The organism is Nocardiopsis sp. NPDC006198 (assembly GCF_040613895.1).
Lineage (GTDB): Bacteria > Actinomycetota > Actinomycetes > Streptosporangiales > Streptosporangiaceae > Nocardiopsis > Nocardiopsis tropica.
Genome location: NZ_JBEXSY010000073.1, coordinates 24,569 through 35,115, shown reverse-complemented (window position 1 = coordinate 35,115; position 10,547 = coordinate 24,569). Strand labels below are relative to the sequence as shown.

The following is a 10,547-nucleotide window of genomic DNA, read 5'->3' as shown; positions in this document are numbered from 1 at the left end:
TACCCCGCGTCCAACTCCCCCGCGACCACCGGACGACCCGTCACCGCCGAGTAGAACGGGATCTCCGGACGCCGCGAGACCACCCCCGCCAACGCGGACGCCAACGACCCCCGCAAACGCTCCACATGCGGGGTATGCGAGGCATAGTCCACCGCGATCCGACGAACACGCACCCCCGACTCCTCATACTCCTTGGCCAGGCGGACCACCGCCTCCGTCTCACCGGCGATCACGGTCGAGGAGGGGCTGTTGACCACGGCCACGTGCAGGCGTCCGTCCCAGGCGTCCAGGTCCTCGCGGACCCGGGCCTCGGGAAGGGCGACGGCGACCATTGCACCGGTTCCGGACAGCTCCAGGACGGCCCGGCTGCGCAGCGCCGCCACCCTCGCCCCGTCCTCCAACGACAGCGCACCCGACACACACGCCGCCGCCACCTCCCCCTGCGAATGCCCCACCACCGCAGCCGGACGCAGACCGTGCGAGAGCCACAGCTCCGCCAGGGCGACCATCACCGCCCACAGCACCGGCTGCACCACATCCACACGCTCCAACGAAGGCGCACCCTCCTCCCCCCGCAACACCGAGACCAGCGACCACTCCACATACGGCGCCAACGCCCGCTCACACTCCGCGATCCGCTCCGCGAACACCGGCGAGGAATCCAACAACTCCACCGCCATCCCCTCCCACTGACCCCCCTGACCAGGGAAGACGAGGACGGGCATCCGGTCGGGGGCAGCTCGCCCCGTCACCACGGCAGGAGTGGGACGCCCCTCGGCGAGGGCCCGGAGCCCGTCGAGGAGGTCGGCACGGCCGTCGCCCAGCACCACGGCCCTGTCGTCGAAGGCCGTGCGGGTGGTCGCCAGCGACCACCCCACGTCCACCGGGTCCAGACCGGGATCCGCCCCCACCCGGTCCCGCAGACGGGCGGCCTGGTCGGCCAGTGCCGCGCCGCCGCGCGCGGACAGGGGCCAGAGCACGGGGCCGCGGACGCGCTCCGCCCCTCCGGGGCCGCTTTCCGCGGCCGGACGGGCGGCCTGGTCCGCACCTGCGCGCACGGGGGCGTCCTGGGTGCCGGGCTCGGAAGCGCCGGACCGCTCCTCCGTGGGCGCCTGCTCCAGGACGAGGTGGGCGTTGGTGCCGCTCATCCCGAAGGAGGAGACCGCCGCGCGCCGGGGGCGGCCGGTCTCCGGCCACGGCCGCGCCTCGGTGAGGAGCTCCACGGCGCCGGAGGACCAGTCCACGAACGGTGTGGGCTCGGCGACGTGGAGCGTCCGCGGCAGCACCCCGTGGCGCAGCGCGAGGACGAGCTTGATGAGCCCGGCGATCCCCGCGGCCGCCTGGGGGTGGCCGAGGTTGGACTTGAGCGAGCCCAGCCACAGGGGGTGGCCGCCCGCCCGGCCCGGACCGTAGGCGGAGATCAGCGCCTGCGCCTCGATGGGGTCGCCTAGCGCGGTCCCGGTCCCGTGGGCCTCGACGAGGTCGACGTCGGCCGGGGTGAGCCTGGCGTCCTCCAGCGCGCGGGCGATGACCCGCTCCTGGGAGGGGCCGTTGGGCGCGGTCAGGCCGTTGGAGGCGCCGTCCTGGTTGACCGCACCGCCCCGGATCACCGCCAGCACCCGGTGCCCGTTGCGCCGCGCGTCCGACAGGCGCTCCAGAGCGACCATTCCGGCCCCCTCAGAGAAGCCCGCGCCGTCGGCCCCGGCCCCGAAGGCCTTGCAGCGGCCGTCGGAGGCGAGGCCCCTGAGGTGGGTGAACTCGGTCAGGACACCGGGAGTGGCCATCACCGTCGCACCGCCGGCGAGTGCGAGTGAGCATTCATCGGCACGCAGCGCCCGCACGGCCAGATGCACGGCCACCAGAGAGGAGGAGCAGGCGGTGTCCACCGTGACGGCGGGGCCGGTCAGGCCCAGGACGTAGGACAGCCGGCCGGAGGCGACGCTGTTGGTGGTGCCGGTGATCGCGAACCCGTCGCCGGGCGCCTCGGTCAGCCGGGGCCCGTACTCCTGCGCGATGGCCCCGACCCACACGCCGGCGTCTCCGCCGGCCAGGGTCTGCGGCGGGATCCCCGCGTTCTCGACGGCCTCCCAGGCCACTTCGAGGAGGAGCCGCTGCTGGGGGTCCATCGCCTCGGCCTCCTTCGGGGAGATCCCGAAGAAAGCGGGGTCGAAGGCGGCCGGGTCGTCGAGGAACGCGCCCTGCGCCATGGCCGACCCGCCCTCCTCCCCGTCCTTGCCCAGGAGGGCGTCCAGGTCCCAGCCCCGGTCGGAGGGCAGGGGGCCCAGTGCCTCGCCGCCGCGCTCCAGCAGGTCCCACAGGGCTTCGGGGGTGTCTATCCCTCCGGGGAGACGGCAGCCCATACCGACGATCGCGATCGGCTCCGGCGCGCGGTCGAGCTCCTCGCGCAGGCGCTCGTTCTTCTTGAGCGCGGCGCGCAGGGCCGCGACGAGCTTGCTGTCCTGATCGTTACTGATAGCCATCAACCGTCTCCTGTTCACCCTCGGGCGCGGTGTCGTCGGCTGCCAGGGCGAGCCCCAGCAGGTCCTCCACGTCCATGTCGTCGATGTCGCTGGCGCCGGGGTCGTCGGTCTCCTTCTCGGTCTCCCCGGTACGGGCCGGTTCCGGCGCCGCCGGCTCGTCGGGGAACAGCCTTCCGGCGATGAGCCGGGCCAGTGCGCGGGGGGTCGGGTGGTCGAACACGGCGGTCGCGGGCAGGCGGAGGCCGGAGAGGGCGCCGAGCCGGTTGCGCAGTTCGACCCCGGTCAGCGAGTCCAGTCCGAGCTCCCGGAAGGGGCGGTCCGCCGGAACACCTGACGCCCCCTCCTGTTCCGCCCGCCCGAGCACGACGGCCGTGTGCGTGCGGACCTCGGCGAGCAGCGCCCGCTCGCGCTCGGGCCCGCTCAGGTCCGCGAACCGGTCGGCCCCCAGGGGGGCCTCCCCGGTCCGCTCGGCGCCGCCCTCGGCGGCTCTCCGGTCGGCGAGTCCGCCCAGGACCTGGAGCACGGGGCCGTTCTCCAGGTCGAGCAGGGCGGGGACGACGTTCTCGTGCCCCAGGTACAGGGCCCGGTCCATCGCGGCCAGTGCGCGGTCGGTCGGCATCGGCAGCAGGCCGTTCCGGCCGAGGGTGTCCAGGTCGCCGCCGTCCAGGTGGCCGGTCATCCCGCTCGCCTCGCCCCACAGCCCCCAGGCCAGGGACGTGGCGGGGAGCCCGCGTTCGCGCCGGTGGTGCGCCAGGGCGTCGCAGAAGACGTTGGCCGCGGCGTAGTTGGCCTGGCCGGGGCTGCCCAGGGTGCCCGTCACCGAGGAGAAGAGGACGAACGCGCCCAGGTCCAGGTCGGCGGTGAGCTCGTGCAGGTTCCAGGCGGCGTCGACCTTGGGCCGCAGGACCGTCTCCAGCTGGTCGGGCCCGAGGGAGAGCACGGTGGCGTCGTCGAGCACGCCTGCGGTGTGCACGACGGCGCTCAGCGGGCGGTCGCCGGGCAGGCCGTCGAGCAGCCGGGCCAGGGAGTCGCGGTCGGCCGTGTCGCAGGCGTGGACGCCCACGCGCGCGCCGAGTCCGCGCAGTTCGCCGGTCCGCGCGTCCTGCCCGTCGGCGGCGGCGCCGCTGCGGCTGACCAGGGTCAGGTCGCGCACGCCGTACCGGGTGACCAGGTGGCGGGCCACCTGGTGGCCGAGGGTCCCGGTGCCACCGGTGACCAGCACGGTGCCCTCCTGGGGGAAGGGCGCCGGCACGCTCAGGACGATCTTGCCGACGTTCTCGCCGCGTTCCAGGACGCCGAACGCCTCCTTGGCGTCCCGGACGTCCCGGACGGTCATCGGCAGGGGTGTGAGGGCCCCGGACGAGAAGAGCTCCATGATCCGTTCGAGCATCTGTCCGATCCGTGCCGGATCCACGTCGGGCAGGAGGAAGGACTGGTAGCCGCGCCCCGGGTGGGCGGCGGAGACCGCCTCGTCGGTGCGGATGTCGGTCCGACCCATTTCCACGAAGCGGCCGCCGGCCCCCGAGGTTCCGCCGGGAGTGGCCAGGAGCCTCAGCGAGGCGTCGACGAACTCACCGGTGAGCGAGTTCAGGACCACGTCCATGCCGCGCCCGCCGTTGGCGGCGCGCAGGGAGGACTCGAAGTCGAGGGTGCGTGAGGAGGCCAGGTGCTTCTTCTCCAGACCGAAGTCCTCCAGGACCGGCCACTTGTGGGGGCTGGCGGTGGCGAACACCCTGGCCCCCATGTGGCGGGCGAGCTGGACCGCCGCCAGGCCCACGCCGCCCGCGGCCGCGTGCACCAGGACGCTCTCTCCCGGACGCACCGCCGCAAGGTCGACCAGGCCGTGGTAGGCGGTCAGGTAGACGACCGGCACGGCGGCCGCCTGCTCGAAGGACCAGCCCTCGGGGATGCGGGTGATGTGGCGGCGGTCGGCCACCGCCATCGGGCCGAAGGCCCCGCCGAACATGCCCGTGACCCGGTCCCCCGGCTCCAGGTCGGTGACCCCGGGGCCGGTCTCCAGGACGATCCCCGCCCCTTCGAGCCCCATCCCGTAGTCGTCGTCGACCATGCCGAGCGCGACCACGACGTCGCGGAAGTTCACGCCGGCGGCGCGGACGGAGATGCGCACCTGTCCCTCCCCCAGCGGCGCGGCCGCCTCCGGGGCGGGCACCGGTGCGAGGGAGTCCAGTGACCCGGCCCCACGGCTGCCGAGCCGCCACAGGGCGCCGGCCGGGGAGGGCGCCCCCTCCTCCTCCGCCGGGGCGAGGCGGGGTACCAGGACCCCGCCCGACCGCAGCGCCAGCTGGGGCTCGCCCAGGTCCGCGACGGTGGCCAGCGCCCTGTGGGAGTCCTCGGAGCCGTCGGAGTCGACGATCACCAGGCGGTCGGGGTGCTCGCGCTGGGCCGAGCGCAGCAGGCCCCACGCCGGGGACGCCGCGAGGCCGCTGAGCCGGTCGTCGGGGTGGGCCACCACCGCGCGCCAGGTCACCAGCACCAGGCGTGCGTGCCCCGTACGCTCGTCGGACAGCCACGAGCGCACCGACCCCAGGGCCGAGCGCAGCCCCTCGCGCACGGCGTCGGGGACCGATCCGTGGTCGGCGTAGACCGCGCGCGGCGGGAGTTCGGCGTAGACCACGTCGGGCACGGGCCCGTCGGGGTCCAAGGCGTCCAGGGAGGCGAGGCCGGTCGGGATGTCCCGCCCCGGATCTGGCGCTTCCAGGGCCTCCCACCGCAGCCGGTACAGTCCGGGCTCCTCCGGCGACTGCGGGAGGGCGTCGGTGTCGACGGGGCGCATGACGAGCTCGTCGACGGTCAGGACGCGCGCCCCGTCACCGTCGAAGGCGGTGAGCCGGTGGCGGTCCCGGCCGAGCGCCTCCCACCGCACCCGCAGCTCGGCGGGCGGTGCGACGGCAGAGACCGTCCGGACCCCGGTCCAGGCGAAGGGGACCAGTGGCACCCCGCCCCCGGAGGAGCCGAACAGGAGCACCGCGTGCAGGGCGGCGTCCAGCAGGGCCGGGTGGGGCCCCTCGAAGGTACCGCGCGTGCGGCCGGGCAGGGCGACCTCGGCCAGGAGCGCTCCGTCCCGGTCGCGCCAGGCGCGGCGCAGGCCCCGGAAAACGGGGCCGTAGGCGTAGCCGCGCCGGGCCAGGCCCTGGTACTCGGCGTCGGCGTCGAACTCCAGGGGGGAGGCGCCGGCCGTCGACCAGGTGGGCGTCGCCTCGGTGGAACCCGTCCCCGCTGCTCCGGCCCCGGCACCCCAGGCACTCGCGTCGTCCTCGGGTTCGAGCATGCCGGAGGCGTGCCGGGTCCACCCCCCGCCGCCCTCCCGGCGCGAGTGGACGCCCACCTCGCGGCGTCCCTGCCGGTCCGGTCCGCCCACGGTCACCTGCACCGCGGCCGCCCCGTTCCGGGGCAGGGCCAGGGGCGTCTCCAGGGTCAGGTCGGTGACGACCGGGCTCCCGGTGCGCGCGCCCGCGTGCAGGGCGAGTTCGGCCAGGGCCGTCCCCGGGAGGATGGTCCGGCCCAGCAGCCCGTGGTCGGCGGTCCAGGGGTGGTCGGCTGCGCCGACCGCTCCCGTGAACACGGTGGAGCCGTCGGCAAGTTCCAGCCCCTCGTCCGCGAGCAGCGCGGTACCGGTCGGGGCGGGGGCCGTGACGGGCGGCGCCCAGTGCCTGCGGCGCCGGAAGGGCAGGTCCGGCAGCAGGACGGGGGCGCCCTCGTCGGAGACCCCCTCCAGGACGAGGTGGGCGTTGGTCCCGCTGATACCGAAGGAGGACACCGCCGCGCGCCGGGGGCGGCCGGTGTCGGGCCAGGGTTCGTTCTCGGTGAGCAGGCGCACCCCGCTGCCGTCCCAGCCCACCCTGCTGGTGGGGGCGTCGGCGTGGAGGGTCCTGGGCAGGCGCCCGTGGCGCAGGGCCTGCACGGTCTTGATCACCCCGGCGACGCCGGCGGCGGCCTGCGCGTGCCCGATGTTGGACTTGAGCGAGCCCAGGCGCAGCGGCTCGGCGCCGTCGCCCCTGCCACGGCCGTACACGGAGATGAGCGCCCTGGCCTCGATCGGGTCGCCGAGCCGGGTACCGGTGCCGTGGGCCTCCACGGCGTCCACCTCGCCGGCCTCCAGCCCGGAGGCGGCCAGGGCCCGCTCGATGACGTCCTCCTGTGCCTTGCCGTTGGGGGCGGTGAGCCCGTTGCTGGCGCCGTCGGAGTTGACCGCGCTGCCGCGGAGCAGGGCCAGGACGGGCCGTCCGGCCCGCCTCGCCCGGGAGGCGCGCTCCAGGAGGAGCATCCCGGCGCCCTCCGCCCACGCGGTTCCGTCCGCGTCGTCGGAGAAGGCCTTGCACCGGCCGTCGGCGGACAGCCCGCGCTGGGCGGAGAACTCCAGGAACATGCCGGGCGAGGACATCACGGTGACGCCGCCGGCGAGCGCCATCGCGCACTCGCCCCTGCGGATCGCCTCCGCCGCCTGGTGGAGGGCCACCAGGGAGGAGGAGCAGGCGGTGTCGATGGTGAGCGCCGGGCCCCTCAGCCCGAGCACGTAGGCGACGCGCCCGGAGGCCACGCTCATCGTCGAACCGGTGAGCCGGTACCCGGCGTCTCCCTGCCCCGCGGGGTCGGACAGCCGGGGGCCGTAGTCGCCGGGCATCGCGCCGACGAACACGCCGACCTGCTCCCCGCGCAGGTCGTCGGTGGAGAGCCCGGCTCGCTGGACCGCCTCCCAGGAGGTCTCCAGGAGCAGCCGCTGCTGGGGGTCCATGGCGTCGGCCTCGCGCGGGGAGATCCCGAAGAAGTCGGCGTCGAACATGTCGGCGTCGTACAGGAACCCGCCCCGGCGGGTGTAGGTGCGGCCGGGGGTCCCGGGTTCGGGGTCGTAGAGGGCGTCCAGGTCCCAGAACCGGTTGTCGGGGAAGTCCCCGACGGCGTCCACGCCCTCTTCGACCAGGCGCCACAGCTCCTCCGGCGAGGACGCGCCGCCCGGCAGGCGGCAGGCCATGGCCGTGATGGCGATGGGGTCGTCCGCGGCGGGCTCCCGGACGGGCCGGACCCCGGCGGACTCCGGCCGACGGCCCGTCGCGGCGGGCCGTTCGGGCCCGGCCTCCCCTGCCGTCGTGATCTCGTCGCCGCCCAGTTCGCCGGTGAGGAAGTCCGCCAGCCCGGCCGGGGTGGGCACCTCGAACAGGAGGGTGTCGTCCAGCCGAACGCCGGTGGCCGCCTGGACCGCGTCCCGCAGTTCGAGCGTCATGACGGAGTCGAAGCCCAGGTCCCGGAACGCCCGGTGCTCGTCCCCCGGGTCGAGCGCGTCGCGGTCCAGGACGCGTGCCGTGCACGCGTACACCAGGCCGGCGACCGTCTCCGTGCGGGGTGCTCCGGCCCCGCCCTCCCCGGCGGCCGGCTGCGGCGGGGCCCAGCTCACCGAGCCCTCGTGGCGGAGCCCGTCGGCCCCTTCCGGCCAGAAGGCCCTGCGCTGGAACTGGTAGGTGGGAAGGTCCGTGCGGCGCGCGCCGGTGCCCTCGAACAGCACGGGCCAGTCGATGTCCACGCCCGCGCTGAAGGCGCGGGCCGCGGCCGTGAGCAGTTGCGCCTCGTCCCCCTCGCCGCGCCGCAGGGTCTTGAGCACGTGGCCGGAGACGCCCGCGCGCTCCAGGGAGCCGCGGACTCCGTGCGCCAGCACCGGGTGCGGGCCCACCTCCAGGAAGATCCGGTGGCCGTCCGCCACCAGGGCGTCGACGGCGTCGGCGAACAGGACGGGGTTGCGCAGCCCGGAGTACCAGTACGCCGCGTCCATGGGGGTCCTGCCCAGTTCCCCGCCGGTGAGCGTGGAGTAGACGGGGATCCGCGGACGGCGCCAGCGCACCTTCCCGAGGTACTGGGTGACGCTGTCGCGGATGCGCTCCACGTGGGCGGAGTGCGACGCGTAGTCCACGTCGACCAGGGCTCCGTGTGCTCCGCCGTCCACGCAGCGCTCCACGGCCTCGCGCACCGAGTGCGGGTTCCCCGACACCACCACGGACGAGGGGCCGTTGACGGCCGCCACGTGCAGGTCGGGCAGGGAGCGGGCCAGTTTCTCCGCCTCCGGGGGGGTGACGCCCAGCGAGGCCATGGCCCCGCTGCCCGCGAGCGCGGTCAGGGCACGGCTGCGCAGCGCCACGATCCGGGCCGCCTCGTCCAGGGTGAGCGCGCCGGCCACGCACGCGGCCGCCAGCTCGCCCTGGGAGTGCCCGACCACCGCCGAGGGCTGCACACCGAGGGACTCCCACACCCGGGCGAGGGAGACCATGACCGCCCACAGCACCGGCTGGACGACGTCCGCCCGTGCCTGGCCGCCGGTCAGGGGCGGGGCCTGCGGCTCACCGCGCAGGACGGAGGTGAGCGCCCAGTCCACGTAGGGGTCCAGCGCGCGTTCGCACTCGGCGACGCTGCGGGTGAACTCCTCGGCCATGGCCCCCTCCCCGTCGAGCAGGTCGCGGCCCATGCCGAGCCACTGCCCGCCCTGACCGGGGAAGACGAGGACCGGTCCGGGTCCGCCCACGACGGCGGGGCCCTCGGGGCGCACGGACTCCAGCTCCCTGGTCCCGCCCTCTCCCGCGGCGAAGACCACGGCGCGGTGCTCGAACACGTCCCTGGTGGTGGCCAGGGAGAGGCCGACGTCGCGGGCCCGGACGCCGGGGTTGGCGGACACGTAGGCGTGCAGGGCCGAGGCCTGGGCGCGCAGCGCCTCCTCGGAGCGTCCCGTCAGCACCCACGGGACAGGGTCCAGGGTGCGCGACGCGGGCGTCTCGGCGGTGGCTCGGCCGGCGACGGGGGCGGGGCCGAGGACCAGGTGGCAGTTGGCGCCGCCCATGCCGAAGGAGGACACCCCCGCCAGGGGGGCGTGGCTCGGCCAGGGCTCGCGTCGGGTCTGCACCGCCAGGCCCAGGGCGTCGAGGTCGATGGCGGGGTGGGGCTCGCTGAAGTTCAGGGTCGGGGGGATCTGCTGGTGCTCCAGGCCGAGGGCGGTCTTGATCAGCCCGACGATGCCCGAGGCGCCCTCCAGGTGGCCCACGTTGGTCTTGGCAGAGCCCACGCGCAGCGGTTCCTCCCGGCCCTCGGCGAACACCTCGCCGAGGGCTGCGGCCTCAACGGGGTCGCCCGCCGGGGTGCCGGTGCCGTGCAGTTCCACGTAGGCGACCTGGCCGGGCTCCTTGCCCGCGTTGGCGTAGGCCGCACGGGCCACGTCGGCCTGGCCCTCGACCGTGGGCCTGGTGAGGTACTCGGTGGCGCCGGAGTGGTTGACCGCTCCGCCGTGGATGACGGCGTGGACGCGGTCGCCCTCCGCCAGCGCACGGCCCAGTGGTTTGAGCACGACGACGGCGCCGCCCTCGCCGCGCACGTAGCCGTCGGCCCGGGAGTCGAAGGTGTGGCTGCGGGCGCTGGGCGACAGGCCCCCGAAGCGGGCGACGCGCTCGGTGCTCTCGGGGACCAGGATCAGGTTGACGCCGCCGGCCAGGGCGAGGTCGGACTCGCCCCGGCGCAGGCTCTCGACCGCCAGGTGCACGCTGACCAGGGCGGAGGACTGTCCGGAGTCCACGGTGAGGCTGGGGCCGCGCAGTCCCAGGAAGTGGGAGAGCCGGTTCGCGATCATGCCCCGGTTGGTGCCGGTCAGGGTGTGGTGGGTGATGGCTTCGGAGCCGCCGCGGTCGTGGAGGAGCGCGTAGTCGGAGTTGATCGCGCCGGCGAACACGCCCACGCGGGCGTCGCGCAGCGCTCCGGGGGCCGTCCGGGACCGCTCCACCGCTTCCCAGCCCAACTCGAGCATGAGCCGTTGCTGGGGGTCCATGGCCAGGGCCTCGCGTGGTGAGATGCCGAAGAACCCGGCGTCGAAGCACTCCGCGTCGTGGAGGTAGCCCCCCCACTCCGGTCCGCGCTCCGCGGAGCCCCCGCCCAGGCGCTCGGGGGGCGGCGAGATCGCCTCCCGCCCCTCGCTCAGCATCCTCCAGAACGCCTCCGGCGTGCCGGCGCCCGGCAGGCGGCAGGATATCCCCACGATGGCGATGGGCTCCCAGGAACTATTGGTCAGGGTTCCTGCAGGTC

The 10,547-nt window shown here is 75.3% G+C and carries 2 protein-coding genes; both read right to left on the bottom strand.

Going from position 1 to position 10,547, the window contains the following annotated elements:
* Positions 1 to 2,480: type I polyketide synthase (locus ABZ234_RS29855; RefSeq protein ID WP_355014233.1), on the bottom strand; the 2,480-nt coding region annotated here is incomplete at its 3' end.
* Positions 2,467 to 10,503: an SDR family NAD(P)-dependent oxidoreductase gene (locus tag ABZ234_RS29850; protein ID WP_355014235.1), complete on the bottom strand. Its 8,037-nt coding sequence runs from the start codon at positions 10,501 to 10,503 to the stop codon at positions 2,467 to 2,469. The genes ABZ234_RS29855 and ABZ234_RS29850, both read right to left, overlap by 14 nt.
* Positions 10,504 to 10,547: the final 44 nt, after the last annotated feature.